This window comes from Pseudoalteromonas lipolytica, assembly GCF_900116435.1.
GTDB lineage: Bacteria > Pseudomonadota > Gammaproteobacteria > Enterobacterales > Alteromonadaceae > Pseudoalteromonas > Pseudoalteromonas lipolytica.
In genome coordinates this window covers 1-25,679 of record NZ_FPAZ01000014.1, presented here as the reverse complement: position 1 = coordinate 25,679, position 25,679 = coordinate 1, and the positions used below count along the sequence as shown (strand labels likewise).

Below are 25,679 nucleotides of genomic sequence, written 5' to 3'. Positions count from 1 at the left end.
CAATAAAGACTAGTGTACTTGATTGTAGCTGTGGGGTGCAATTTGATTATAACTAAATCATCAGATTAGCATTGGCTTTTATGATTTAGCGCAGGTTTATTGGCCGGCAATAAAACTGCTTTGACCTAGTGACTTTGCTTTCGCAGCAGCAAGCGAAGCTTTGCGGACTAAGCTGTTGAAGTTGTCTTCATCTTGATGTTTAGCAATCCCTAAAGCAAGATGAATAGCGGGTAGTTTTGTGCCATTCTTTGAACTAATAAAGCGCAGCTTTTCAACACCATTACGCACTTTTTCAGCAATTAAATTAGCCGTCTCAGGCTCAATATCAGCCAGTAAAATAGTAAATTCATCTTTGCCAGTGCGCCCTGGTAAACCACTTTCAAGGACATATTTTTGCACTTGTTTGGCGACCTTATTCAAGATCACCTCGCCAATGACATCACCGTAATTATTGATGAAGTGCTCAAGGTTTTCTATTTGAATCGCAATGGCGCACACCGCTTTTCTTTGACCAAGCCACAATTGTGTTTGTTGATTTAAATAATGACGTTTATACAAACCAGTTTGCTGATCGGTGATGTGCTGTTTACGAAGTTGGGTGAGTTGTTTTTGGGTCTTATCTTGTAGTGCTTTGGCTTTTGCGATTTCTTGTTTAAATTGGCGATGTTGAGCCAGTAAATGTTCTGATTGTTTACTGAGCATTTTTAGCGCATGACGTGTTTGTTCTAAGTTGTTTTCGTCAATGGCGTGTACACAATCACTAATTTGTTCAGTAAAGCGAACAATATTTTGTTCATTATTGTTTGCATTGCGCGTTAGTGTGCCCAGAACAGAATCAACATTACGTACAATCGCTGTTTTCATTTTATGGCCTTGCTCCATAAAATCAAAATACAGTTGCTCTATAAAGATACTGTCGATCGGCTTTTTTTGCGCGATGGCGCGATCCAGTGCGGCATTAAGTTTTAGATTAGATTGGCTGACATATGTATATACAACCTGGTAATTAAGTGGTGACGGCGGTAATGCATGATGTTCTAAAAAGATACATACCTTTGTCATTTTTTCTTGAGCAATAGCCATGGAATCATGGAACATCATTTTTTCAATACCACTAAATACGCATAACAACCAATTAATCATCTCTTCCGTAAGGTTTAATTGCATCCAAGCACCTTATATAAATTCGCATAACACGTAATCACGAGAGATAAAACTTGACGCTAATTGCGTTAAAAACGTCTGTTTTACGGCTGTATCAAAGCAGAAAAGTTGCTGAGTAGAACTCATTAACGAAACGTTTGCCGTACCTCAAAATGGATCACTTAATTAAGCGAATGGGTATTACAGTAATCTGTAATCTGTCTATTTAAAAGCAAAATCGCTAATTTTGGAACTTAAATTTGTTTCGTTTGGGTCTAATAGCTGATTTTCTCAGCAACTTTAACAAGTGTAATTAAAAATTGCTTAAAGCCTGCTCATTCATGCATTTATAGTGATGTTAATTTGAGCGTATTAAACCGCTGCTTGGTCGCATTTGCTTGGGTTTTAGTGTGAGCTACGCTACTTTATCTCTATTGTTTAAAACGAATAAGAATCCTATGAAACAAACACTATCGCGAACGTTAAACCGTTCTTTAATAGCCATTGCTTTAGCGTGTACTTTAAGTGCGTGCCAGGTAACCACTGTTGATGCAGATCAGCAGTTTAATCAGGTTGCAGAAAATGTGGTCAATTACCGTGAAAGTATTAGCCCTTATGGTAAAGAAAACGGCGTTAATGGTTATTTATTAGCAAATTTATCTGCTGAGTTTTTAGAACAAAAATACCAAAAAAATACCGAACTCCTTGCAGAGCTAGATGCCATCGACCGCGATAAATTGTCGGAAGAAAATCGTATAAATTTAACGATTTTACGTGGCCAAGTACAAAATAGTGTTGATGAATATGTGTTTAATACCCACTACATGCCGTTAACGTCTGAATATGGCTTTCATTCGAGCCTCTCATTTATGATCTCAAGCTCCGATTACACGAAAGCGAAAGATTACGATGTTTATCTTGCCAAACTGCAGCAAATTCCCCGCTTTTTTCAGCAAAATATTGGCTGGATGCGTAAGGGCCTTGAAGTTGGATTAACGCAACCGCAAGCCGTTTTAGAGGGTTATCAAGATTCGATTACAGCATATATAGTTGATGATGCGACACAATCTGAGTTTTATAAACCCTTTTTAAAAAATACTGCAGGGCTCAGTGAGAGCGAATTTTTACAGCGTCAACAACAGGCACAAAAGATTATAAAAGAACAGGTGATTCCTGCATACCAAGGCTACCTGACTTTCTTTAATAACGAATACCAACCGGGTGCTCGTAAAGAGATTGGTATTTCGAGTACGCCTAACGGCAAAGCATTTTATGAAAACCGTGCGAAGTACTACACAACAACAGATATGACGCCAAAAGAAATCCATGAATTGGGTTTGCAAGAGGTCGCGCGTATCCGTGCAGAAATGGATAAAATCATTAAAGAGGTTGGTTTTGAAGGCAGCTTTGCCGACTTTGTGCATTTTTTGCGTACAGATCCGCAGTTTTATGCCAAAACGCCTGAAGAATTATTAAAAGAAGCGTCTTACATTGCTAAAAAAATGGACGCACAGCTTCCTAAACTATTCCATACGTTACCAAGAATGCCTTACGGTGTTGCACCAGTGCCAGCCAGCATTGCGCCTAAATACACCACGGGGCGTTATTCGGGATCACGCCGTGACGACCAAGCAGGCTATTACTGGGTCAATACTTATGCGCTTGATAAACGTCCTTTGTATGTACTTGAAGCGTTAACTTTGCACGAAGCTGTGCCAGGACATCACTTACAAATTTCATTGAATTCAGAGCTGGAATCGCTACCAAGCTATCGTCGTAATGCGTATTTGTCGGCATTTGGTGAAGGTTGGGGGCTATATTCTGAATTTTTAGGTATTGAAGCCGGTTTTTACCAAGACCCATACAGTGATTTTGGTCGATTAACTTACGAAATGTGGCGAGCTGCACGTTTAGTCGTTGATACGGGGATGCATATGTATGGTTGGAGTCGTGAGCGTGCGATGACGTTCATGAGCGAAAACACGGCGCTTTCACTGCATAATGTAAAAACAGAAACCGACCGCTACATCTCATGGCCAGCACAAGCGCTGTCTTACAAAATCGGTGAATTAACGATAAAACGCTTGCGCCATGAAGCTGAACAAGCACTGGGTCAAGATTTTGATGTGCGTGAATTCCATCACCAAATATTACGTCATGGTTCTGTGCCGATGTCGGTGCTTGAAGAGCAAATTCAACTTTATATTAAGGCTGAATTAGCAAAGCGAGCCTAAGCAATTGAGCTGATTAAAAAAGGCGTGTTTAAAACACGCCTTTTTTGTTTGTTGCGCGTATTTTAAACTGCTTATATGATTTGCAAGGACGTCATCATCACACAGGAGTCTTGAATGAGTGATTTTATAATTTTTAGTATCGATGTATTTGCCAGCTTGTTTATCTTTGCGTTAGGGATAGGGCTGTTGGTAATCATCTGTTTTTACATTAGTGATGTGACGCAGTCGAAACAGGCTATTCGTCGTAATTACCCTGTGATAGGGCGTTTTCGTTACTTTTTTGAACGCCAAGGTGAGTTTTTTCGCCAGTATTTTTTTGCGATGGACAGAGAGGAGCTTCCGTTTAACCGTGCCGATCGAAGTTGGGTCTACCGAGCAGCAAAAAATGTTGACCGTACCACGGCATTTGGTTCCACTCAAAGCTTAGAAGCCACAGGCACTGTGATGTTCATGAACTGTGCATTTCCGACGCTCGATGAAGAGGCACTCGAACCTAGTCATGTCACCTTGGGACCCTATTGTGAAAAACCTTATTCTACCAATGCATTATTTAATATTTCGGGCATGAGCTTTGGAGCACTTTCAAAACCGGCTGTTCGCGCTTTATCTCGAGGCGCAAAACTAGCGGGATGCTGGATGAATACAGGTGAAGGGGGGTTGAGTCCTTATCATCTGGAAGGAGGATCCGATATTGTATTTCAGATTGGTACGGCAAAATATGGTGTCAGAGATGAGCAGGGCAAACTGAGCCTCGAAAAGCTCAAAGCGATTGCTAGTCATGAGCAAGTAAAAATGTTCGAAATTAAAATGAGCCAAGGCGCAAAACCGGGCAAAGGTGGCATGTTGCCGGGCCGAAAAGTCACCGCAGAAATCGCTAAAATCCGTGGCATACCAGAAGGACATGATTCGATTAGCCCTAATGGGCACCCAGAAATAAAAAAACCTGCTGATTTACTCGATATGATTGAAACTGTTAGAGCTACGACAGGAAAACCCACAGGATTTAAAGCAGTAATCGGTGAGTATACGTGGCTTGAAACCTTATTCAGTGAAATTAACAATCGCGGTATTGAGTCAGCACCAGACTTTATTACCATTGATAGTGCTGATGGTGGCACTGGGGCTGCCCCGCAGCCATTGATGGATTCTGTTGGTTTACCTCTAAAAGAAAGCTTACCTTTGGTCGTTGATTTGTTGAAAAAACATGGTTTAAAAGAGCGGGTGAAAGTGATTGCATCGGGTAAATTAATCGTCCCGTCGAAAGTGGCTTGGGCATTGGCTTTGGGGGCTGATTTTATTGTGTCAGCGCGCGGGCATATGTTTTCATTAGGCTGTATTCAAGCATTACAATGCAATAAAGATACTTGCCCGACCGGTATTACAACGCACAATGAGCGATTACAACGCGGCTTAGATGTGACAGACAAAGCGCAGCGAGTTGCAAATTACAATAAGTTTATTCACTACGGTGCAGGCTTAATTGCTCATTCATGTGGCGTGTCGAGCGCCCGAGAACTTGCGCGCCACCATGTGCGTGTTGTACAAGAAAATGGGTTGTCAGAACCGCTTGATAAAATGTATGAGCATTACAATAAACAATGATGAGATTCAATAAGGCGCGATAAGCGCCTTATTCATTGGGTAGCTGAATAACTAGTTTAATAAGCTGATCAATAAGGTAAAAAATTCATCTTTATTTTCGCAACTTGTTGCGTTAAGCATCAATTGTTCGCCTAACACTAAGGTTTGTTGCTGCACAGCTAAGCGTGCTTGCTCGTTTTCAATGCCGTCAATGTCAGCAACGTGGGCAAGGCCAATCGTACGGCGAATAAGTTCTGCACCGCAATAACCAATGGCATCATGCAACACGCTTTTTAAGTAATCTTCTGTAAAGGCGCGGTTAGCAAAGCTTACATCGGTTGTCTCATTACTTGCTAAGTTCAACCACTGCTCTTCAAACTGGCTATAACAGTCTTGTAAGCATGTTAATAAATGCGTTTGATAGTGGCGACGCTTTGCTAATTCAGCTATACGGCCATTTTGCGCGCAGTAGTTAAGTAATAAATTACCCATAAATGAACCGATATCGAAACCAACTGGGCCAAAAAAGCCAAACTCTGGGTCGATCATCTTGGTTGTGTTGTTATCAACAAAAATACTGCCGCTGTGCATATCGCCGTGTAACAAGGTTTGCGGACACGATAAGAACCTAGCTTTTAATTTCGCTGCGGCAAGTTTTAGCGCGTTGTTATTACGAATGTGTTGCACTGACGAATTGAGTTCAGCCGGGAAGTGATTGCGCTCGTGCTCGATATAAGGGTCAGTGAAAAAGAGGTCCTCAGTGATCTTACATAAATCTGGGTTGATAAATTGGCTCACTTTGGCTTTTTTATCGTCGGCAGAAAGATAAAAGTCGGAGTTATAAAAACCGGTGCGACTGAGATATTGGGCAACATGACTGGCTAATTTAGGGAACTGCTCGGCATTTATTTGTGCACCACGTAAAATTTGTAAGTGACCTAAGTCTTCCAGCACGGTTAATGCAAGCTCAGCATTGTGGTGCAAAATGGCTACGGTGTGCTCTGGGCACAATGAACCATGATTTATTAAGACGTCAGCCTCGATACGCGCACGGTCTAACGATAACGGCCATGACTCACCCACGCAGCGAGCATAGGGTAAAGCTTGCTTTAAAATTACACTGTTGTTGTGTTGATCAGTGACCCGGAAAACTAAGTTTAGATTTCCGTCGCCGAACTCGTACGCTGACAGCTCAGCGTTAGGAGTAAACACTGAACTGAGTTCACTTTCGGTAAGTTTTTTAATGTAATCAACAGCATGCTCTGCAGTGAAGGCAGTGTAATTAGCCATGGCTCTATCTCAAAATATTATTAACTTTGGGCATTCTATACCTGTAAGCGTTTAGATGTCCATACATCCAGCTTGTTAGTTGTGTAAACTGATGTAAAATACCCTTTCATCAAATTAGTAATCTGGATGCACTATGCAAGATCTCATCGCGAGTAGTATTAAATATCAGCAAAATACCTTAACTGTGCTTGATCAGTACTTATTGCCTCATCAACAGCATTGGCATGTATGCAATGATGTTGAAACGATGAAAGAACTGATTTTGACTTTAAAAATTCGTGGTGCCCCTTTAATTGGCTTAGGTGCCAGCGTACTCGTTGCTCATTTAGCAGAGCAAGGTATGAGTAAAGCAGAGCTTGCTTCAGCGATTGATGAATTAGAAGCAACGCGTCCGACCGCTGTGAATTTAATGCACTGTATGGCACAGCTGCGTGAGGCATTAATGCAACCTGCATATGTTGAGGCTGTTGTTGACACGGCTGAGCAGTTATTTTTTGAAGACATTGCACTGTGTGACAGCATGGCACAGCGTGGTGCTGAGCTTGTTGCTAAAGGCGATAATATTCTTACTCATTGTAATACTGGAGCATTAGCTACGGCGGGAGTAGGCACAGCGTTAGGTGTGATTTATAAAGCTCAGCAACGCCATGGAGATCTGCATGTCTGGGTTGATGAAACACGCCCATTATTGCAAGGGGGCCGATTAACTGCATTTGAGCTTGAGCGCTGGCAAATACCTTACACGTTAATTTGCGACAATATGGCAGCAAGCTTAATGGCTGCGGGTAAGGTCGATAAAATTTTTGTAGGTGCCGATCGTATTGCTGCAAACGGCGACTTTGCTAATAAAGTGGGTACGTATAATTTGGCAGTATTGGCTCACTTTCATAATATTCCGTTTTACGTGGTTGCGCCGCTAACAACACTTGATACGCAAACAGCCTGTGGTGATGATATTGAGATTGAACAGCGAAGCCCCGCTGAAGTACGTGGTGTGAGCGGTAGTTTTGGTGAAGCACAGTGGGCACCGACGAATGCATCAGTGTATAACCCTGCTTTTGATGTCACGCCTGCAAAGTTGGTTACAGGCTGGGTATTAGATACCGGTGTTTACGAGTATGCTGATATCGAGCAAGGTGTATTAACGCAATTAAAATAACTAGTTGCTGGGTCTTTTCTCAGTGTAAAGCTCAATACTGTTTTGATTATTAGCGGTTACGAATGAAATCGCTAATTTTTCATTTTGTGCGTTGAGGTGCAAAATATAGTTAGACGGTTTCATTTTAATCAGTGTATTCACTTCCATTAGTTCCTCTAAAGCGGCACTGTAAATGTCAGCAGAGGTGGCGATAAACAGTGTTTGCTCATTACTCGCCATCGTTACTATTGACGGTTTTATTGCAGTCAACTTATCTGGCATAGGTAATTCATGGTAGCGATTAGTTTGGCTATCAAGTTCTAGAAACTGTGTGTGTTTGGCATGCACAATCAATTGATGATCATTACGCCAAGCGATAGCAAGGGGCGTATCAATCGTGCTGATGACTGTTTCTGTATTGTCAGTATTCAATAGCATTAACTGATTTTGTAAGGTGGTTGCATCGGCGTAGATTACCGCAATGCGGTTTTTACGTATTTTAGCGAGCACAATTCGGCCTGGTATTTGCCATTGCTTAATTGTCTTAAAGTCTGTGGCATCTAATAGTGAGAGTTGATGCGTGTGTTTATTGAAACTCAATAAACGCGTGCTGTTTTCATTGGCAGAAACAATGATATTGTCAGTGCCAACCCTATCAGAAATAGGGATATATTGGTTATTGGTTTTAAGCCAATGTTCACGCTTATCGTAATAGGTATCGGCAAAATAAACATCACCATTTGCAAGCGCTACAGCAGAATTTTCATGCTTATTAGCGGTGGCTATGTAGCTCATTTCTTGCGTCTTTAAATCAAAAACACTGGCATCTAGATCATGCAGATCGGTACTTATTAACAGCGACTCTTTGTTGAGTGGGTAAGCGTAGTTAGCGTCTTTAACGGGGGCTTTAATAGCGTGGGCTCGGGTCATTGAGTCGAACGAAAATGATTCAATAGTCGAATTGGCACGGTTATACCAAATGAGCGAATTACTGGGTTCATCATACGTGGCAGCCCATGATCTATAGTTATTTGTCGTGAGCAGCTTCATGGAGCTACCGTCTAGGTTTGCCATATAAATTTCTGCTTGGCCAGTGTTGTGGCGTTCAAAAATAATCCGTTCAGGATTTGATAATGTCGTTAATAAATAATCACCTGTTCCAGTAATATTGGGTGATGTAATGCGGATTTCTTCTGCTGTTTTTTTATCATAAGCGTAAAGCGCAAATAATTGGCTTAAGCCACGATAATGATTACGTCGAAAAATAGCGGTATCCCCGACTTCTGTGTATTGCGTTAACTTATCACCTGAAGAATAAGGATACGACAGGGGGGATTTTTTGATTGTTTCAGAAAAAAAGTCACTGGCCTGCCATTGTTGGCACTGACTATAGTCACCGGGTTTACATTTGACATAAAATAAGCGCAGACCATCATCAGACCAGCCCTGAATATAAGCGTCACCTGAGTCAACTAAAAACTCTTTTTTGGTTTTTAGGTCCATAACATAGATATTCATTATGTCATTTTGCTTGAGAGGTGTGAGCAAATAAGCAAGCTTACTTTTATCGGGGGGCAGTAGTAAGTGAGAGTAACTGCCTTTATGCCAAGAAATAGTGTCAGCATCTAATGCTAGAAAAGGCATGGTTTGTCTGGTTTCACTACTTGCCGCAGGTTTATCTGAAAAAAACCAAAAAAAACAAATTAGCGTTGCTATTAATATGGCGGGAATTGACCACGACCAATTTACATTTCTTTTGGGATGACTGTGTGAAGATGATTCAGCGGCAGCGACTTCACTCGAAGATTCGTGTTGATTTTGCTGTTCTGTAGTGACTGTCTCGGTTTTATTTGAGCTGACAGGAATAAATAAACTATACCCTTTACGGTAATGTGTTTTGATACTTTGGCCAGGCTGCTTTTCTGATTTGAGTGCTTTTCTAAGCTCCGATATCGCTCGATTGATGGCATTATCATCAACGTAGCTTTGCTGCCAAATGTTGTCCGCCAGCTCTTGGCGAGAAATAATACGTTCATTATGTTCAATAAAATAGCACAGTAACTTAAATAACAGCGGTTCTAGTTCGCGAGCATGCACGCCGTCATTAATTGCTTGCAATGATATGTTTAGCTGCCATTCGCCAACATAAATAATATTATCGCGTAAGGGTGAAATTACCGACCCCATGTGTAGTCCTTTAGCTAATAATTAAGTACTGAGCATTAATGAGGTGATGATACCAGAAGTTGTTTTTGAATTGGGTTTTTTTGTTTTATATTTGTAAATTAAAGGCCATTTTTTGCAACATATAACCAAGCAGAGGTATTACATTGGAATTTTTCTGCAATGCGTTGATAGTCATCTACCTCATAGTCATCGGCTTGGGCCAACTCTTGTTCGGTGATTAAATAAATTGTGCCATTCACAATGTCGCAGTCTTCACCTGTTTTAATTAACGCAGGATGAAAACGCTGGCCACTGCTTTTTAACACCGCAGGATCAGTAATTTCAATTTCACCGACAATGTACCCTGTTAAAGTCGCAGGCTGACCTTCGAGCAAACGCCCGAAGGTATCGAGTTGCACCTGTTTATATTGCAAAGTGCCGTATGAGAAAAGTTTTTCCATATTAATCAAGCAATGGAAAGTCATTCGCGATAGCTGAATCTGTGCTTTTAGCCACCCAGCCTTCGGTATTATTAAATAAGCGAATAGCAGTAAATTCAGGGTTGCTGCCCATGTCAAACCAATGAGGGGTTAATTCTGGCACCGAAATTAAGTCACCTTGCTGGCACAGCACTTGGTATACTTTATTATCGACATGCAGACAAAAAAGCCCTTGGCCTTTTACAAAAAAGCGTACTTCATCTTCGCTGTGGGTATGTTCAAATAAAAACTTACCACGTAACTCAGCGGCATTCGGGTTGCCTTTTGCGAGCGAGATAACATCAACAGTTTGATAACCTCCTTCACGCTTTATGCGCTCAATGTCGTCAGCGTACGCACTTAAAATAGCATCATGGCTGGTTGTTTCATCAATATGTGCATTCGCCTGCCACTGTTCAAAGCGTACACCCACTGCATTTAGTTTCGTTGCTATGGCGTTTGAGTCGTCGCTGTGAAAAAGGATGTCATCGGCATTGTTATCATTAAAAACTGTTAACTGGCTCATGCTAAATACTCCGCACTAAATTCACTAAAATCATTAATATAAGGATGCTCGCTGGTACTGTCTTGGCCATCGCGAATAAGGTGCAAAGTGCGTAAACCTGCCGCTTTAGCTGCCTCTAATTCAGCAGCAACGTCGCTTAAAAATAGCACCTCAGAGGCGTCAAATGGCAGTGCAGCGATAATTGTGTTGTAAGCGCTTTGCTCTTGTTTTGCGCCCACTTTGGTATCGAAGTAATCACTAAAAAGAGGTCTCACATCACCATAGTCAGAATATTGAAAAATAAGGTGCTGTGCTTTTACTGAGCCTGATGAGTAAACATACAGGCTTCTTCCTGCTTGTTTTTGCGCGTTTAAAAAAGCGTACGCATCAGGATAAAGGTGACCGGTAAAATCACCATTTTCATAACCTGTTTGCCAAATTAAACCTTGTAACTGTTTTAATGGCGTTACTTTTTGATCCGTTTCAATCCAATGAAGTAAAGTACTAATCACCGTTTCTAGGTCAGCTTCTGGCTGTTCAATGTGTGCTTTTACACTCGCAATATGTTCCGCGACATCGTGATCGTCTTGGTGTGCTTTAATAAACGCAGGAAGCTTTTCAGCGGCATAAGGGAATAGCACATCTTTCACAAATGAAATGCGTGTGATAGTGCCTTCAATGTCAGTTAAAATGGCTTTGATCATGCGTGGATACCTTCCAGTTTTAGGCGCTCAAGCTCGCAACTAAATAAAAACTCCAGCCCTTCTAAATGGCGCAATACTTCTTTGATGTCTCTGCCGACAACATAGAGGCCGTGGCCGCGAATAAGCACCGCGTGCTCTATTGGCGTATGCAGGTGATGATCGCTTACTAATAGACTTAGGCGATCAATGTCTTGATCGTTGTCGAAAATAGGAATGCTTAGCGTATCTAAATGTGAGGTAACACCACTGAGTGACTTTTGCATCTCGTAGCCATGTAAATTAATGGCATGTCCTTTTATGACGCGAGATAAAACGGTGGCAGCAACCGAGTGGGTATGTAAAACAAATTTTGCAGAAGGGATCAGCTTATACATGTTCAAGTGTAGTTCTGTTTCTGCCGAGGGTTTTCCCGACCCTTTAGTGCGGTTGCCTGCGTGGTCTAACTCAATAAATGCATGTGTACCGAGCTGGCCTTTATCGAAACCACTGGCGGTGACGACATAACCCGTTTCTGTGCGGGCTGAAAAATTACCACCGGTTGCTGGGACCCAACCTCGTTGGCTTACCCATTTACCTGCTTCTATTAGTTCTGAAATAGCGGTATTGTTATGCATACATTCCTCGACTTTCTAAAAGTTATTTAGACGGCTATACATCTGTTTTAAGCAATGATAGCATCGCTTCGAGCGCAAAACCATCTTTAAGGAACCTCTGTGTTTGAAAGTAAATTGCCGAATTTAGGCACCAGTATTTTTAGTCAAATGACTGCTTTAGCGAATCAGCATCAAGCACTTAATTTATCTCAGGGCTTTCCTGAATTTGACGCCCCTGATTTACTAAAAAAACAGTTAAATAATTATGTACTTGAAGGGGTTAATCAATATGCTCCGTCAAGTGGTATTGTGCGTTTACAGCAGCAAATAGCAGCACTGATTGCGAGAAAATACCATAACAATATAGATTATGAGCAGCAAGTCACGGTGACATCGGGTGCAACCGAAGCATTATTTGTGGCAATTCAAGCGCTGGTAAGAGACGGTGATGAAGTGGTGGTGTTCGACCCTGCCTATGATTCGTACCAGCCCGCGATTGAATTAGCAGGGGGACGCAGTGTACATGTTGCCTTACATGCGCCTGATTATCAGATTGATTGGCACGCGGTTGCAGAGGTCATGAGCGAAAAAACGCGCGCTATTATTATCAATACACCACACAACCCGAGTGGCAAAATACTTAAAGCTGACGACATTGCAGCACTGAAAGCCTTAGTTAAAGCACACAACTTATACGTGATCAGCGATGAAGTGTATGAACACATCACCTTTGATGGTGCTACACATGTTAGTGCGCTCACGGATACAGAATTATTTGAACGCAGCTTTGTTATTTCAAGCTTTGGGAAAACATTCCACAGCACAGGCTGGAAAATGGGCTACTGTGTTGCCCCCGCTGAGCTGATGATTGAGTTTCGTAAGATTCATCAATACGTGACATTTTCAAGTTTTACCCCAGCACAACATGCTTTAGCAGATATGTTAGAACTGGAGCCTGAACATGTTGATGGGCTAGCGGATTTTTATCAACATAAGCGTGATTTGCTCAGTAACGCGTTACAAGATAGCCGTTTTACCCTTTTGCCCAGTGAAGGCACATATTTTTTATTGCTTGATTACAGTGATGTGTCAGACCTAAATGATGTGGAGTTTTGTCATTGGTTGGTAGAGCAAGCAGGCGTTGCAGCAGTACCGCTTAGTGTATTTTACAACAGCCCAAGTAATGATAAGGTCATACGAGTATGTTTTGCAAAAAATGATGACACGCTGTTGCGTGCCGCGGAGATTTTATGTCAGCTTTAACGCTTGCCCTTGTACAATCCTCACTTTATTGGCTAGATAAACAGGCAAATCTTGCGCATTTTTCTGAGCTGCTTGAGTGTTTAACTGAGCCGGCTGATTTAATCGTGTTACCCGAAACATTTGCGACAGGGTTTGCCATCAATCTTGACTGTAGCGAGCCTGAGCAAGGTGACGTTGTTAACTGGTTAAAAGCCACTGCAAAACAAAAAAATGCAGTCATCGCTGGGTCGGTATTAGTGACTCACGGTGATAAGAAAGCAAATCGTTTCTACTGGGTGTGGCCAAATGGTGAGGTAAAGTTTTACGACAAGCGTCACTTATTTTGTTTAGGGAACGAAGGCCGCTATGTTGAGGCGGGTAAGCAGCGTGAAATTTTCAATATCAAAGGCTTTCGCATTTTACCGCAGGTGTGTTACGACCTACGCTTCCCTGTTTTTCAACGTAACTGCAATGACTATGACCTCATGGTGAATGTTGCAAACTGGCCTGCGGCACGTCGCCATGTTTGGGATACCTTATTAAAAGCGCGCGCAATGGAAAATGTCTGTTATGTGGTCGGTGTCAACCGTATTGGGCCAGATGGCAATGAGGTTGATCATAATGGCGGCACTGCAGTATACGATTTTAAAGGGGATACATTAGCAGCGCTCGATGATAACCAATCGGGTATCATAATTCAGCGCCTTGATATATCCGCATTAGAGGATTTTCGGCGCGCTTTTCCTGCGCATTTAGACGCGGATCAATTTCAGTTGATCTAAGCCGCATCGCTAAAAATTTGTTAAACTCATGGTTGGTTTATTAACTACAAGCAATCATGAGTCGCAAAATTACCCCTGTTATTCTTGCTGGTGGCATAGGTTCACGCCTATGGCCGTTATCACGCAAGGCCATGCCTAAGCAATTTTTACCTTTGCTAAGCGATGAATCGCTACTGCAAAGCACCTTAAAGCGGGTAACAGGTTCGCAATTTAATGCACCGATATTAGTGTGTAATGAAGCGCATCGATTTATTGCCAAATCACAGGCATTCGACGTATCTAAAAATGTGACTCTTTTACTTGAACCTGAGGGCAAAAATACCGCGCCAGCTATTGCGTTAGCGGCTGAATATGCGCAGAAAAATGGTTTACTAGGCCCGTTATTGGTAATGCCTGCAGATCATTATATCTGTGACTTTGAAAAGCTACTTGCGCGATTAGATGATGCCGTAGCCTTGGCAGAGGCTCAGCAACTCGTTACGTTTGCAATTACCCCAACGGAGCCGCATACAGGGTATGGTTATATTCGCCAAGGCCCACCACTGCACCGTGATGGCTGTTACAAAGTCGCTGAATTTAAGGAAAAGCCAGTGCTTAAACTTGCTGAGCAATACATTGCCAGTGGTGAGTTTAGCTGGAATAGCGGTATGTTTTTATTTTTCGCTGATGTGTACTTATCTGAGTTAAAACGGTTTGCGCCAAAAATAGCGAGTAGTATCGCACAAGCAGCCTATTTTACTGAAGATCTCGGTTTTTTGAGACCCAACGCAGACATACTGAAAACATGCCCAAGTGACTCAATTGATTACGCTATTCTTGAGCGAAGTGAAAATGTCGCTATGCTTCCTGTTGATTTAACGTGGAGTGATGTGGGCAGCTTCTCAGCCCTTTCAAAAATTGCTAACAAAGATCAATTTGGTAATTATTTGGGCTCGCAGGGAGTGAGTATTGATAGTGAAAATAATTTGCTGATTAGTGAAGCTGATCACACGATTGCAGCTTTGGGAATTAGCAATAAGGCGATTATACATACCCACGATGCCACCCTCGTCGCAGACAAAAAAGCCCTTGATAAGTTGCCTGAATTACTTAAACAACTCGCGCAACGAGACAACGATAAATTGACGCACCATCAAGCCGTATTCAGACCTTGGGGCAATTACCGCACTTTGGTTGAGAGTGTTGGGTTTAAGGTTAAGAAAATTATCGTTAATTGTGGTGCGAAACTCTCAACTCAGCGTCATCAACACCGTGCCGAGCATTGGGTTGTGGTTTCGGGCATTGCCAGTGTACATGTGGGAGATGATAAGTTTGAACTCGGTGCCGACCAGTCTTGTTATATTGCCGCCCAGCAAATTCATAGCCTTGCCAATTGTCATGATGAGCCCCTCATTGTCATTGAAGTACAAACTGGGGCGATACTTGATGAAAGTGATATCGAACGGTTTGAAGATGAATATGGGAGAGAGTAATTGTTAAGCCTCAGAGGTCAGTCGTTAGTCGAATGAGCGGATGATTTAATTCTCGGCGTAATGAAACAAAAAGAGTATTACCATCCGTAAGGGCAGATTTACTTTGTTAATCTAAACTCATTAACCTAGCTCACTTCTCACATGGTTTAAGTACGCTTGTAGGCTGTCTTGCCAAAGTACTAGGGCATCGGTGAGTGATTCTTTTAAGGGCTTATTATCGAGTAACTTACGCTCGATCTTTTTCAGCTCTAAGCCGTAACGATTAAAGCCGAGCTGTAAGGCGGTACTTGCTTGGCGATGCAGTAGTTTAATACATTGATCTTTATCATCTTCAACAAGTTGTTGGCTTCGTATCAGTTTATTCCGTGCCGAGAGAACAAACTCATTATAAATAGAAGACACTTCATCTTCATTAAATGAGCTAATGAGTGCAGCAGCTGCTGTTTCGTCATATAAGGTGTCACGCAGCTCGACAGCAATGCTGGCAGCTTGATTTGTTTGCGAGTCGCTCAATGCTTGGCGCAGTTTTTGTTGTTTAATTGGCTTACCGACAATATCTTTAATCCCCAACGCTAAGTATTCTTTTATTTCATCGGGGCTTAGACTCGCAGTGAAAGCAAGTACTGGCGTGCGTTGATTTAAATGGTCGATATTTTTTAGTTTTTTTAATACTTCTTGACCTGTCAGGTCGGGTAAATTCATATCCAGTAGTACCACATCAAAATGATGTTTTTGCATCAGCTCAATTGCGCTGTTACCGTCTTTTGCGAGTTTTATTTTATGCTCGTCATCGGCCATAAATTCAATGGCAATTTTTTGATTTAAGTCGAGATCTTCCACTAACAAAACATCTAAACCGGTCACATAATCTTTCGATTGATGACGTTGCTCAACAAGACTAAGTTCACCAATTGTGAGTGTGATATCAAAACTAAAAACACTGCCTTTGTTAAGCTCACTACTTATGTTGAGCTTACTACCGAGCTTTTCGAGAAGGCGACTTGTAATAGCAAGGCCAAGGCCTGTGCCACCTTTTTCTTTTCCTGCACTGCTTTGAACATAAGGTTCGGTTAGGTAGATGATTTCTTCATCTTCGATACCTGGGCCTGAATCAATCACACTGATCCGAACGACATGGTCTAGCTGCCCTTCATTGAGCAGTTTGACGTGGATTTTTACAGAGCCTTTATCAGTAAATTTAATTGCATTGCCAACAAGGTTAATAATTACTTGTCTAAGCTTTTGCTGGTCACAATAGTAACAAGCCTGTTCGGGTAAATCGTAAATCAGCTCAAATTTCAGGTGCTTTTGTTCTGCAAGCGGACTGAGTAATAAGCATAAGTTGTTTAACCATGTTTTAAATTCGACATCTTCTTCGTAGAGGGCTTCATCGCGCTGATCTAAGCTTGCATAGTCTAGCACTTTGTCGACCAGTAAGTTCAGTGACTCTGCTGAATTAATAATGGCTTCACAGTATGGTTTATCTCGCGGGTCGCTCGACTGATTCATGATCAGTTGAGCGCTTCCCAGTATGCCATTGAGGGGAGTGCGAATTTCATGACTAATGGTTGATAAGAATAAGCCGCGAATTTCAAGATCTTTATGTGCTTTTTCAGTAAGCTGGTTGAGGTGTTGCTCGCGGCGTTCATTACACAAAATTGCCATGCCTGTGGCATAAAACATCGGTGCAATCACCCCATTAATGAATAGGGTGATACTAAACCAATTTTCGGAAAGTAAATTAGCTGTGCTGACATCGCCCATCATCAGTGTTCTGCCTGTAAATATGGCAAGAATAATGGTTAATATTAAGATATAAACAATGCTGCCATTCGGGTAACTTTTGCGGCCATTGCGAATGAATAAGGCAAGTAGAAACAAGGCCTCAATAATGTGTTGTAAATCAGATACTAAAATCCGGTTTCTAAGCTCAGCATTGTCTGTCGCTAAATAGATCATGCTGAGTGCTAATACCCCGGTTATCCCTATAAATGCTCTAAACCCTATACACTTGGCATTTAAGAACTGACAAATAGCGAGTACATGAATAATAGAAGCACTGAATAATAAGGAGTTTGCAATGGTGATACTTGCAATATCATTGATATGACCGAGAAGTGCAAAACTCAGCACTGAAGTGAACATCACTAAAGGATAGAAAATATAGAGCAAGGTGCCCGGAATGCTTTTATTTGCTCGCCATGTCAAATAGTTAAGGAGTGTCATTACCGCCATCATGGCTGCACTTGTGTAGTATAAGGTGACTGAATCGAGCATGGCTTTTCCGAGGATTACGAACATCTTCGAGCATAAAGTCTATTTGGGTGTTTAGCAACTAGAAACAAAAACAGACGCATTGTGCGTCTGTTTTTTTAAAGAAGAGAGTTTAGCGTATTTCGTCTGGGATATTTTGCTGTGCCCACGATAAAAGCTCGATGCGATTTCGGCATTTCGTTTTTCTGAATGCACTATAAAGGTGCGTTTTAACAGTGTGTGGGCTGATACTTAAATCTTCAGCAATCTCTTTATTTTTCGAACCTTTGCTCATCAATGAGATGATGGCTTTTTCGCGTTTAGTTAGCTTAACAGGCTCGATATTACCGTCAGTTAGTTTGTGCAGGGCATCTTTATTAAATTGCAGCATGCGGTTTAAAGCATTGCACATTATTTCGCGGCGGTACCACAATTGATCTTCAAGCAATAAACGAATGCCTTTCATCAATACATCAGCGTTATCAGTCGTGTAAAAAACACCACGAATACCACTTAATAGTGCACGGTTAGCAATCTCTGGGTTTTCGTCAAGATTGAATAGTACAATATCGCACTTAATGCGTAGGTTAACTAGTTGTTCTTTTAATTTACCCCAGGCATCTGTGCTCGATGTTTCGATGAATAATAAGCGTGTACCTTCTGGCACTTCAGATATATCAGTCCCAGATGTAACAGTTAGACCTTGTGTTTTTAACAACGGCTCCAATACGTTAACACCAATCGTGTTAATTGGTTCTGGATCTAATAATAAAAAAGCTGAACTACTCATATTTATACACTCTTGAATAAAGTTGACTGATTCATCCTACCATGCAATCCACCCCTTTCGTATTAGAAATTTCTGAGTCTTATGCAGGAAAAGTACAGTTTGTGTCTATTTTGTTTCAAAAAATACAGTTAGTTAACGTAACTAAATATGTTAACTAACTGATATATATTCACAATAATCAATAATAGTATATTAGTTCGACTTTTTACAATTTTTTACATAGCAAAGTGCTAGATATTTTGTTTTTTCTTGTCCTGATAAGGAGGCCAACCCATTTCTTTACCAGCTAACATATGTAGATGTATATGGTACACGGTTTGACCGCCATGATCATTACAGTTCATAACCACACGAAAGCCGTCGTCACTAAAACCAAACTGCTTTGCAAGTTTTGCGGCTACGACATAAAGATGACCTACCAAAGGAGCATGTTCTTCACTGATATCATTTATGGTCGCAATGGGTGTTTTAGGAATGATCAAAACATGAAAGGGGGCTTGTGGGTTAATGTCTTTAAAGGCAAGTGACTGCTCATCTTCATAGATGATATCCGCAGGGATCTCACGATTAATAATTTTTGTAAAAATAGTCTCTTGGCTCATATTTACCTCTTTTAAAATTGGCTTAATTACCCGCTCACTAATGACAAACTTTATTTGCAGTGTCAAACTGAAACTGTCGCAAATGAACAACCAAGGAGTGATCATGCGTAAGTTAGTATTACTAAGCAGTGCGTTAATGCTATTCAATAGTATCAGTAGTTTAGCTGAGACAATCCACTTTCCTGAGGAATTTGTCCCTTTGCAAGTAGGTGACCGTCTTATTGAACAATCATTTTTTAGTCGTGTTGACGATGTTGAGCTTGCTCCTGGAACATATCAGTTAAAACTGAAGTACACAGATCTTTACGAACAAGGTTACGATGATCATCAAGTCGTTGAATCCGAACCATTTTGGGTTGAAGTGACGGTTGAACAAGGCAAAAACTATGATTTAGTGTTTAATCGTGCGAGTAATGCCGTTGCTGCTGAAGTGTTTGCTGAGTCACCGCAAGTGAGCCTAAAAGCCAAAGGCAGTGAACTGGCTATGCCTTTATCAATTGTGAATTATCGAGCGGTTTCGGCTCCTGTGCAGGCGGTTGCGACGGCTCCCGTTGTTGCTACAAAGAACAAACCGGCGACCGCGGCACCAGTTACCCTGCCTGCAAACGTGTCTGGTGGTCAGGATGGATTGAAAAAAATGCCAAATGCAGCTGCCATGTTGGAATTTTGGTGGCAACAAGCTAGCCCAGAAGAGCGTCGAGCGTTTTTACAAAAAGTAAGTCAATAGTATTGAGAATTAAAAAAGGCGCTGATATTCAGCGCCTTTTTACATTTAGAAGCGTCTTATTTTGAAAATAAGTCGTCAACGGTACCTTGTGCTAGCGGGTGATAACCCGGACGTGCTTTTAAGTACACATCGTGCGCCCAGTCTCTTTTGCCGTTTTTAATCAGTGCTTTATAAAGTGGCACTATTAATTTACGGCGGCCAATACCAGACAAGTGCTTGTCCAAAGCAGGGTAAATAGGCTGATAGCCATTGCCTACAGCCAGCATAAACCATGCAAATGCACGCTCAGCATTGGTTGATTGAGTTAAGTTGAATTGTTTATCAAGCTCAGCCATTTTCTCAATGCTTAAATCGCGAGGGAGGTTATTGAGGAAATGTAACCACTCATGCACTGTCCATTCAGCAGTCGGCAATTCTGCCGCATCGATCTCATTGTTTAACCATGTTTTTGTCACTGTATCGACTTTATCAAATGCATCAGATGTTGGGTTAGGAGCATCAGTTGGTAACCCTGGCTCAAAAATCCACTCGTTTACTTTATCCATGCTCACTACGCCTGGATACTTGTCGATAAGGTTTGCTTTTATGTAAGTAACAAATTGGGCTGTCGTGAGTGACTTAAATGCAAACTCGTCGAAATAACCTTTTACAAATGGGTCAAATTTATCGCGACCAAATTTATTCTCTAGGTAAATAAGAAACAGCTGCCCTTTAGTATAAGGCACTGAGCTGAATGCATCGTCAGGATCACGACCATTAAGCTTTAAGTTTAGGCGCGTGTCTGGAGCAGGAAGTGTTTTAAGTAAAGCACGCAGACCTGCTGCATCTAAAGCTTGCTCCATGATTGCACGGTCACGACCAAAAACTTCTTCCATGATGCGGTTTTCAACATAAGAGGTAAAGCCTTCGTTTAACCATAAATCTTCCCATGTTGCGTTCGTCACTAAGTTACCCGACCATGAGTGTGCGAGTTCGTGAGCGATTAGGTTAACTAAGCTCTTATCGCCTGCAACAACGGTGGGGGTGATAAACGATAAACGTGGGTTCTCCATACCGCCAAATGGGAAGCTAGGTGGAAGCATTAATAAGTCATAACGCCCCCAAGCATATTCACCGTACATGGCGTTAGTTTTGTCGATCATTGCTTGTGTGTCGTTGAACTCAGCAACCGACGCATCTAAAATTGTTGGCTCAGCAAAAATACCTGTCTGCTTAGACATGGCTTTAAATTCTAAGTTACCAGCCCCTATCGCGATTAAGTATGGCGAAATAGGTTGTGGCATATCGAATAAGTAATCACCATCTTTGTACAACGCATCTTTATTGTCTGCACTCATGACTGCGCGAATATCTTTAGGTGTATGAATACGCGCAGAATACGTAACACGCATTGCTGGTGTGTCTTGCACAGGTATCCAACTACGCGCATGAATAGCTTGTGATTGGCTGTACATGAATGGGTGTGATTTACTGGCTGTTTGCTCAGGCGTTAACCATTGTAATCCTGAGGCTTCTGGGCGGCTATTGTAGTAAATACGAGCTTTAACCGCTTGGCTTTTAAATTTAATTGTTAATTTTGAGCCCTTTACGTCATCGCGTGCCGCAAGAGTGAAGTCGGCTTTGTGCCAGCCGCCTTTTTTATCTTGATACATAACTTTGTCGATATCTAAATCGCGAGTATCAAGTACCAGAGTTTTGCTGCTAGCATTGTGCCAATCTAGCGTATGCTCAACAAACCCTTCTAGTTGCTTATCATCAAAATCAACATCTAAATCTAGTAATAGGTGAGTGGTTGTTACGTCATCTAAGTTTGCATAGGTGTGCTGGCTAATTGCGTCAGCAGTTGCTTGAGAGCATGCGCCTGCCATAGCAAGACTTAAAAATAATGGTTTAAACTTCATAATAACCTTGGAACACAAATGAAAAAAGAACCCGTTTTATAACATGATTAATACAGTGGGTTGAGTGATTTTTACAATCTGATGCGTATTTTGCGATGATAGGTTACACTAATGCGATTAGTTACCGGTAACCTTTGAGGCGTTTTGTGGCTCAGTCCCTGCAACCTTTTCATACCTTTTCATTGCCAAGCCATTGTCAGCATTTCCATCAAATAGATGACGTAGAGCAGCTCGTAAATACCGATTTCTCTGCACCGTTTTGTATTTTAGGCGAGGGTAGTAATACGGTATTTTTAACCGACTACCAAGGGACGGTAATCTATATGGCCACTAAAGGGATTGAAATTGAAGAGCTAAACGATCATTTCCTTTTACATGTTGCTGCAGGTGAAAATTGGCATCAATTAGTGAGTATGACGATTGCCAACGATATGCCTGGGCTTGAAAACTTAGCGCTGATCCCCGGTACGGTAGGTGCAGCCCCGGTGCAAAATATTGGTGCTTATGGTGTCGAGCTTGAAAAGTTTATTAGCTATGTAGAGTACTTCGATATTGCATCTGCGAGTATTAACCGTTTAAGCAAAGAACAGTGTCTGTTTGGCTACCGTGATTCGATATTCAAACATGCACTTAAAAATAAAGCAGTGATCACGAAAGTCGGGCTAACCTTACCCAAACAATGGCAGCCAATATTACATTATGGGCCACTGCAACAGCTACATAACCCGACTGCGCAACAGGTGTTTGAGCAGATTATTGCGACTCGAAATAGTAAGTTACCTAACCCAAGTGAACTTGCTAATGCAGGTAGCTTTTTTAAAAACCCTGTGATTAGCAATGAGCAACTCGCTGACTTATTAAAAAGCTACCCAGATATGCCCCATTATTTTGTCGACGCACAACACCACAAAGTAGCTGCAGGTTGGTTAATTGAACAGGCTGGCTTAAAAGGTCACCGTATTGCGGGCGTTGAAGTACATCAGCAGCAAGCTTTGGTGTTAGTTAATCATGGCAACAGCACCGGCGATGACCTGATTGCCATGGTGAATTATGTGCAACAACACGTGTGGCAAAAATACCACATTGCTTTGCAACATGAAGTGCGCTTAATGAATGCCGATCACGAATGTCATATTCACTTGGAGTCACAAATATGAAGGCGCCAGATGGAAATAAACTCGCAATTTTAAATGCGCTCAATTCAGGTGGTTTTATTTCGGGTCAGCAATTAGGTGAGCAGCTAGGAATTAGCAGGGCCGCAGTTGGAAAACATATTCACTCGTTACAAGAAATGGGATTGGATATTTTTAAAGTGACAGGGAAAGGCTACCGCCTGAATAATAGCGCGGGGCTTTTGCATAGAAGTAAAATTAATGACTATTATGCTGAGCTTGGTGGAAATACCGCATGCGTTGAAGTGCAGTCAATTATTGATTCGACCAATAGCGAGTTAATGCGCCGTATTCAGAGTGACACCCCATTAGACTCTGGCACTGTACTCGTTGCAGAAATGCAGCAAGCAGGACGAGGCAGACGAGGTCGGGTTTGGCAATCGCCATTTGGTGCAAACTTATATTTTAGCTACTTTTGGCGTCTAGACGATGGCTTACAAGCTGCAATGGGTGTGTCGATTGCTGTTGGACTTGCGGTATACGATACCTTAAAGGCACTTTATCAACTGGATGTGGAGTTAAAGTGGCCAAACGACATTTATTTAGACGGAAAAAAACTAGCGGGTGTGTTGGTTGAGCTTGATGGTCAACCTCAAGGACCATGTCAGTTGGTTATCGGCATAGGTATAAACGTGCATATGCCAGACAGTGTCAGCCAGCATATTGATCAAGCATGGACAGACTTGAGCCAACATGTAAAAGGCCTTGAGAAAAATAAACTCGTGGCGTATCTGTGCTTTTACCTTGAGCAACGTTTGGCGCAATACCGTCAAACAGGTTTAAATGACATGTATAAACAATGGAATCAGTTAAACGCATTTGCAGGTCAATGTGTGGAGCTCAATACAGGCCATCGAAGTTGGCGCGGTATATGTGAGGGGATTGATCACCAAGGCGGCGTTCGCATTCGCCAAGATGGTGAGGTTAAAAGTTATTACGGTGGTGAAATATCACTGCGTAAGGCTGAACTATGAGATTATTGGTCGATGTGGGTAATACGGCAATTAAGGCCGTACTTTTTGATAATGAGCGTTATCAAGCATGTGAGCTCAATGCCATTCCATGGTCGCATGTTACAGACATGGTTTATGCGTGTGTGGGGAGCACAGAGCGACTTATGCCACTATTTGCGCAGGCACAACAACATGCAATTCCTTATTTCGAAGCTAAAGTAACCGCTGAGCTTGCAACATTAACCTGTGCTTATAAGCAGTATCAAAATTTGGGGATCGATCGCTGGCTTACTGTCATCGCTGCATACACTGAATACCCAGAGAAAGATTGTGTTATTGTTGATGCGGGGACAGCGACCACAATTGATGTATTGAATAAAGAGGGTCAGCACTTAGGTGGTTGGATTGTGCCTGGGCTCGATTTAATGACCCGCTCATTAACGCAAAATACTCAGCGCGTTTTTGACGATGAGCACACCCCTTTTGCCACCGATTTAGGGTGTAATACACCTAATGGTTTAAAAAATGGCGCGCTCGTTGCGACAATGGGGGCAATTGAGCAAGCTGTTCAGCATGTTGATCAGCAAAATTGTTGTTTATTATTTGCCGGTGGCTATGGAAAATTACTTGCTGATCTATTTTCTGGCAGTCAATTTGATAGTGTTTTGGTTTTTAAAGGACTGAATTATTGGCGTGAATTAACAATAAAACAGTAAAAAACCGTGGATTTGCCTGAATTGTGAGCGTTTAACACATAAATTCACACTTTTTTTAATTTTATTGTTGCATCCCAATAAACCTTACCTTAGAATCTCGCCCCGTACTAAAGCAGTGCCGACTTAGCTCAGTTGGTAGAGCAACTGACTTGTAATCAGTAGGTCATCCGTTCAACTCGGATAGTCGGCACCACTTTCCTTTTACCGGAAGTGACTTAGTAAAGAATTTTCGTGGAGGGGTTCCCGAGCGGCCAAAGGGATCAGACTGTAAATCTGACGGCTCAGCCTTCGCTGGTTCGAATCCAGCTCCCTCCACCACTTTATTCTTGACGGTTAGAGGTAGTTTAAGAACAGTTTCCTATGCGGGCATCGTATAATGGCTATTACCTCAGCCTTCCAAGCTGATGATGCGGGTTCGATTCCCGCTGCCCGCTCCAGACTCTGGTGTTGCTGATATAGCTCAGTTGGTAGAGCGCACCCTTGGTAAGGGTGAGGTCGGCAGTTCAAATCTGCCTATCAGCACCAGTATCGAGAACTTATCTTATTATCTCCCTTTATCTGTCAGAAAAAACTATTTGAAATTTGAAAAAATTAAATTAATCTACCCTCGGTGGATTATTTTCATATGTAATCTAGATACACAAAACTGATAGGTTCCGTCATGGCAAAAGAAAAGTTTGAACGCGTAAAACCGCACGTAAACGTTGGTACAATCGGCCACGTTGACCACGGTAAAACTACCCTAACTGCAGCAATCACTAACGTACTTGCAAAAGTATACGGTGGTACAGCTAAAGACTTCGCATCAATCGATAACGCTCCAGAAGAGCGTGAGCGTGGTATCACAATCTCAACTTCACACGTTGAGTACGATACACCAACTCGTCACTACGCACACGTAGACTGTCCAGGACACGCCGATTATGTTAAAAACATGATCACTGGTGCTGCTCAAATGGACGGCGCAATCCTAGTAGTTGCTGCGACTGATGGTCCTATGCCACAAACACGTGAGCACATCCTACTTTCTCGTCAGGTTGGCGTACCTTACATCATCGTATTCATGAACAAATGTGACATGGTTGATGACGAAGAGCTACTTGAGCTAGTAGAGATGGAAGTTCGTGAACTTCTTTCTGAGTACGATTTCCCAGGTGACGACTTACCTCTAATCCAAGGTTCAGCACTTAAAGCCCTAGAAGGCGAAGAGCAATGGGAAGCGAAAATCATTGAACT

General features: G+C 41.9%; 22 protein-coding genes and 4 tRNA genes. 15 read left to right on the top strand and 11 right to left on the bottom strand.

Going from position 1 to position 25,679, the window contains the following annotated elements:
* Window positions 1-96: 96 nt before the first annotated feature.
* Window positions 97-1,083 carry a GGDEF domain-containing protein gene (locus BM378_RS14845; RefSeq protein ID WP_074989536.1) on the bottom strand — a complete coding sequence of 329 codons (987 nt, stop codon included), beginning with the start codon at window positions 1,081-1,083 and terminating at the stop codon, window positions 97-99.
* Window positions 1,084-1,601: 518 nt separating this feature from the next.
* Between BM378_RS14845 and BM378_RS14840 the strand changes: the two genes are divergently transcribed.
* Together BM378_RS14840 and BM378_RS14835 are read left to right on the top strand one after the other, a co-directional pair.
* A complete protein-coding gene (locus tag BM378_RS14840) occupies window positions 1,602-3,377 on the top strand; it encodes a DUF885 domain-containing protein (protein WP_036973529.1) in 1,776 nt (591 codons plus the stop codon).
* 114 nt (window positions 3,378-3,491) lie between these two features.
* Entirely contained in the window at window positions 3,492-4,979 is a 1,488-nt protein-coding gene (locus tag BM378_RS14835; protein WP_074989495.1) for an FMN-binding glutamate synthase family protein, read from the top strand.
* A 51-nt stretch (window positions 4,980-5,030) separates the two neighbouring features.
* Here BM378_RS14835 and mtnK read toward each other — a convergent pair whose 3' ends face one another.
* Window positions 5,031-6,248, bottom strand: coding sequence for an S-methyl-5-thioribose kinase (gene mtnK, locus BM378_RS14830; RefSeq protein ID WP_074989494.1), 1,218 nt, complete (start codon window positions 6,246-6,248; stop codon window positions 5,031-5,033).
* A 133-nt stretch (window positions 6,249-6,381) separates the two neighbouring features.
* Between mtnK and mtnA the strand changes: the two genes are divergently transcribed.
* Window positions 6,382-7,407 (top strand): S-methyl-5-thioribose-1-phosphate isomerase, encoded by a 1,026-nt coding sequence (gene mtnA, locus BM378_RS14825; protein WP_065979452.1) that lies wholly within the window; start codon window positions 6,382-6,384, stop codon window positions 7,405-7,407.
* Here mtnA and BM378_RS14820 read toward each other — a convergent pair whose 3' ends face one another.
* From BM378_RS14820 to BM378_RS14800, 5 genes are all read right to left on the bottom strand, one after another.
* Window positions 7,408-9,573: a winged helix-turn-helix domain-containing protein gene (locus BM378_RS14820; RefSeq protein ID WP_074989493.1), complete on the bottom strand. Its 2,166-nt coding sequence runs from the start codon at window positions 9,571-9,573 to the stop codon at window positions 7,408-7,410.
* Window positions 9,574-9,671: 98 nt separating this feature from the next.
* Complete coding sequence (locus tag BM378_RS14815; RefSeq protein ID WP_036973510.1) at window positions 9,672-10,013, bottom strand: gamma-glutamylcyclotransferase family protein; 342 nt, start codon at window positions 10,011-10,013, stop codon at window positions 9,672-9,674.
* A 1-nt stretch (window position 10,014) separates the two neighbouring features.
* Complete coding sequence (locus BM378_RS14810) at window positions 10,015-10,557, bottom strand: 1,2-dihydroxy-3-keto-5-methylthiopentene dioxygenase (protein ID WP_074989492.1); 543 nt, start codon at window positions 10,555-10,557, stop codon at window positions 10,015-10,017.
* The gene (gene mtnC, locus BM378_RS14805; protein ID WP_036973505.1) at window positions 10,554-11,240 is read right to left on the bottom strand and encodes an acireductone synthase; all 687 of its coding nucleotides are present in this window, start codon (window positions 11,238-11,240) and stop codon (window positions 10,554-10,556) included. Before mtnC ends, BM378_RS14810 begins: the two co-directional genes overlap by 4 nt.
* Window positions 11,237-11,854 (bottom strand): methylthioribulose 1-phosphate dehydratase, encoded by a 618-nt coding sequence (locus tag BM378_RS14800; RefSeq protein ID WP_036973502.1) that lies wholly within the window; start codon window positions 11,852-11,854, stop codon window positions 11,237-11,239. The genes mtnC and BM378_RS14800 overlap by 4 nt, the downstream gene beginning before the upstream one ends.
* A 99-nt stretch (window positions 11,855-11,953) precedes the next feature.
* On the opposite strand from BM378_RS14800, the gene BM378_RS14795 reads away from it, so the two are divergent.
* Genes BM378_RS14795 through BM378_RS14785 form a run of 3 tightly spaced genes read left to right on the top strand, consistent with a single transcriptional unit; the run spans window position 11,954 to window position 15,329 of the window.
* Entirely contained in the window at window positions 11,954-13,096 is a 1,143-nt protein-coding gene (locus BM378_RS14795) for a methionine aminotransferase (protein WP_074989491.1), read from the top strand.
* Entirely contained in the window at window positions 13,084-13,857 is a 774-nt protein-coding gene (locus BM378_RS14790) for an amidohydrolase (protein WP_074989490.1), read from the top strand. Before BM378_RS14795 ends, BM378_RS14790 begins: the two co-directional genes overlap by 13 nt.
* A 56-nt stretch (window positions 13,858-13,913) precedes the next feature.
* Window positions 13,914-15,329 (top strand): mannose-1-phosphate guanylyltransferase/mannose-6-phosphate isomerase, encoded by a 1,416-nt coding sequence (locus BM378_RS14785; RefSeq protein WP_177222592.1) that lies wholly within the window; start codon window positions 13,914-13,916, stop codon window positions 15,327-15,329.
* A 120-nt stretch (window positions 15,330-15,449) separates the two neighbouring features.
* Here the strand turns inward: BM378_RS14785 and BM378_RS14780 are convergent, their stop codons facing one another.
* The 3 genes from BM378_RS14780 to BM378_RS14770 all read right to left on the bottom strand — a co-directional run bounded on the left by BM378_RS14780 (window position 15,450) and on the right by BM378_RS14770 (window position 18,974).
* Entirely contained in the window at window positions 15,450-17,606 is a 2,157-nt protein-coding gene (locus tag BM378_RS14780) for an ATP-binding protein (RefSeq protein ID WP_065979447.1), read from the bottom strand.
* Between the two features lie 109 nt (window positions 17,607-17,715).
* Window positions 17,716-18,372: a helix-turn-helix transcriptional regulator gene (locus tag BM378_RS14775; protein ID WP_036973496.1), complete on the bottom strand. Its 657-nt coding sequence runs from the start codon at window positions 18,370-18,372 to the stop codon at window positions 17,716-17,718.
* 230 nt (window positions 18,373-18,602) lie between these two features.
* Window positions 18,603-18,974 carry a histidine triad nucleotide-binding protein gene (locus BM378_RS14770; RefSeq protein WP_065979446.1) on the bottom strand — a complete coding sequence of 124 codons (372 nt, stop codon included), beginning with the start codon at window positions 18,972-18,974 and terminating at the stop codon, window positions 18,603-18,605.
* Window positions 18,975-19,077: 103 nt separating this feature from the next.
* On the opposite strand from BM378_RS14770, the gene BM378_RS14765 reads away from it, so the two are divergent.
* Window positions 19,078-19,701, top strand: coding sequence for a DUF2057 domain-containing protein (locus tag BM378_RS14765; protein WP_074989488.1), 624 nt, complete (start codon window positions 19,078-19,080; stop codon window positions 19,699-19,701).
* Between the two features lie 56 nt (window positions 19,702-19,757).
* On the opposite strand, the gene BM378_RS14760 is transcribed toward BM378_RS14765, so the two are convergent.
* Window positions 19,758-21,602, bottom strand: coding sequence for a M1 family metallopeptidase (locus BM378_RS14760; protein ID WP_074989487.1), 1,845 nt, complete (start codon window positions 21,600-21,602; stop codon window positions 19,758-19,760).
* A gap of 146 nt (window positions 21,603-21,748) precedes the next feature.
* Between BM378_RS14760 and murB the strand changes: the two genes are divergently transcribed.
* From murB to BM378_RS14720, 8 genes are all read left to right on the top strand, one after another.
* Window positions 21,749-22,759 carry a UDP-N-acetylmuramate dehydrogenase gene (gene murB, locus BM378_RS14755; protein WP_074989486.1) on the top strand — a complete coding sequence of 337 codons (1,011 nt, stop codon included), beginning with the start codon at window positions 21,749-21,751 and terminating at the stop codon, window positions 22,757-22,759.
* The gene (birA, locus tag BM378_RS14750; protein ID WP_074989485.1) at window positions 22,756-23,748 is read left to right on the top strand and encodes a bifunctional biotin--[acetyl-CoA-carboxylase] ligase/biotin operon repressor BirA; all 993 of its coding nucleotides are present in this window, start codon (window positions 22,756-22,758) and stop codon (window positions 23,746-23,748) included. Before murB ends, birA begins: the two co-directional genes overlap by 4 nt.
* Window positions 23,745-24,443, top strand: a complete 699-nt coding sequence (locus BM378_RS14745) for a type III pantothenate kinase (protein ID WP_074989484.1) — start codon at window positions 23,745-23,747, stop codon at window positions 24,441-24,443. Before birA ends, BM378_RS14745 begins: the two co-directional genes overlap by 4 nt.
* A gap of 117 nt (window positions 24,444-24,560) precedes the next feature.
* Window positions 24,561-24,636 (top strand) — tRNA-Thr (locus BM378_RS14740).
* A gap of 40 nt (window positions 24,637-24,676) precedes the next feature.
* A tRNA-Tyr gene (locus BM378_RS14735) sits at window positions 24,677-24,761 on the top strand.
* Between the two features lie 44 nt (window positions 24,762-24,805).
* A tRNA-Gly gene (locus BM378_RS14730) sits at window positions 24,806-24,880 on the top strand.
* Between the two features lie 12 nt (window positions 24,881-24,892).
* Window positions 24,893-24,968, top strand: a tRNA-Thr gene (locus BM378_RS14725).
* A 136-nt stretch (window positions 24,969-25,104) separates the two neighbouring features.
* Window positions 25,105-25,679: GTP-binding protein (locus BM378_RS14720; protein WP_143104595.1), on the top strand; the 575-nt coding region annotated here is incomplete at its 3' end.

Bases quoted from the DNA above. Each gene is read 5' to 3' on its own strand.
- BM378_RS14840 (WP_036973529.1), top strand. From the start codon at position 1,602: ATGAAACAAACACTATCGCGAACGTTAAACCGTTCTTTAATAGCCATT.
- BM378_RS14790 (WP_074989490.1), top strand. From the start codon at position 13,084: ATGTCAGCTTTAACGCTTGCCCTTGTACAATCCTCACTTTATTGGCTA.
- BM378_RS14810 (WP_074989492.1), bottom strand. From the start codon at position 10,557: ATGAGCCAGTTAACAGTTTTTAATGATAACAATGCCGATGACATCCTT.
- BM378_RS14775 (WP_036973496.1), bottom strand. From the start codon at position 18,372: ATGAGTAGTTCAGCTTTTTTATTATTAGATCCAGAACCAATTAACACG.
- BM378_RS14820 (WP_074989493.1), bottom strand. From the start codon at position 9,573: ATGGGGTCGGTAATTTCACCCTTACGCGATAATATTATTTATGTTGGC.
- birA (WP_074989485.1), top strand. From the start codon at position 22,756: ATGAAGGCGCCAGATGGAAATAAACTCGCAATTTTAAATGCGCTCAAT.
- mtnA (WP_065979452.1), top strand. From the start codon at position 6,382: ATGCAAGATCTCATCGCGAGTAGTATTAAATATCAGCAAAATACCTTA.
- BM378_RS14745 (WP_074989484.1), top strand. From the start codon at position 23,745: ATGAGATTATTGGTCGATGTGGGTAATACGGCAATTAAGGCCGTACTT.
- BM378_RS14845 (WP_074989536.1), bottom strand. From the start codon at position 1,083: ATGGCTATTGCTCAAGAAAAAATGACAAAGGTATGTATCTTTTTAGAA.
- BM378_RS14760 (WP_074989487.1), bottom strand. From the start codon at position 21,602: ATGAAGTTTAAACCATTATTTTTAAGTCTTGCTATGGCAGGCGCATGC.
- mtnC (WP_036973505.1), bottom strand. From the start codon at position 11,240: ATGATCAAAGCCATTTTAACTGACATTGAAGGCACTATCACACGCATT.
- mtnK (WP_074989494.1), bottom strand. From the start codon at position 6,248: ATGGCTAATTACACTGCCTTCACTGCAGAGCATGCTGTTGATTACATT.
- BM378_RS14835 (WP_074989495.1), top strand. From the start codon at position 3,492: ATGAGTGATTTTATAATTTTTAGTATCGATGTATTTGCCAGCTTGTTT.
- BM378_RS14780 (WP_065979447.1), bottom strand. From the start codon at position 17,606: ATGCTCGATTCAGTCACCTTATACTACACAAGTGCAGCCATGATGGCG.
- BM378_RS14770 (WP_065979446.1), bottom strand. From the start codon at position 18,974: ATGAGCCAAGAGACTATTTTTACAAAAATTATTAATCGTGAGATCCCT.
- BM378_RS14800 (WP_036973502.1), bottom strand. From the start codon at position 11,854: ATGCATAACAATACCGCTATTTCAGAACTAATAGAAGCAGGTAAATGG.
- BM378_RS14815 (WP_036973510.1), bottom strand. From the start codon at position 10,013: ATGGAAAAACTTTTCTCATACGGCACTTTGCAATATAAACAGGTGCAA.
- BM378_RS14765 (WP_074989488.1), top strand. From the start codon at position 19,078: ATGCGTAAGTTAGTATTACTAAGCAGTGCGTTAATGCTATTCAATAGT.
- BM378_RS14785 (WP_177222592.1), top strand. From the start codon at position 13,914: ATGAGTCGCAAAATTACCCCTGTTATTCTTGCTGGTGGCATAGGTTCA.